Origin of the sequence: Aeromonas sp. QDB31 (assembly GCF_027707605.1) — a bacterium.
Lineage (GTDB): Bacteria > Pseudomonadota > Gammaproteobacteria > Enterobacterales > Aeromonadaceae > Aeromonas > Aeromonas media.
Window position 1 is genome coordinate 1 of record NZ_JAPCIX010000066.1, and the last position, 556, is coordinate 556.

Here is a 556-nt window from a genome sequence, read left to right on the forward strand (position 1 = left end):
GGGAACCTGGGGTTGGATCACCTCCTTACCTTAAGATGTCGTGTTGTTGAGTGTTCACACAGATTGCCTTGATTCAAGTTTAGAGACAGTACACGAAGTGGGTCTGTAGCTCAGGTGGTTAGAGCGCACCCCTGATAAGGGTGAGGTCGGTGGTTCGAGTCCACTCAGACCCACCACTTCGATTACGGGGCTATAGCTCAGCTGGGAGAGCGCCTGCTTTGCACGCAGGAGGTCTGCGGTTCGATCCCGCATAGCTCCACCATATCGTACTGTGTTTGTCAGAAGACAAAGCCATGAATTGGATAGCAATATTCAGTTAATGCCTTTGACTTCTTTACGAAGTTTGCTCTTTAACAATCTGGAAAGCTGATTTAAAAAGTAGTTCTCAAACATTTGTTACAAGTGCTTTGGAAACTTCTTGGCGAAAACCAAAATTTATTTTGGTCCTTGTTGTACAGCAACAAGTCGCGTCGTTTCGACGACACTTCTTGGGGTTGTATGGTTAAGTGACTAAGCGTACATGGTGGATGCCTTGGCAGTCAGAGGCGATGAAGGA

Annotated in this window: 2 tRNA genes; both read left to right on the forward strand. The window is 46.8% G+C overall.

Annotated features, from left to right (window positions below):
• Window positions 1-99: 99 nt before the first annotated feature.
• A tRNA-Ile gene (locus tag PG898_RS21190) sits at window positions 100-176 on the forward strand.
• Between the two features lie 10 nt (window positions 177-186).
• Window positions 187-262: transfer RNA gene (locus PG898_RS21195), tRNA-Ala, on the forward strand.
• Window positions 263-556: the final 294 nt, after the last annotated feature.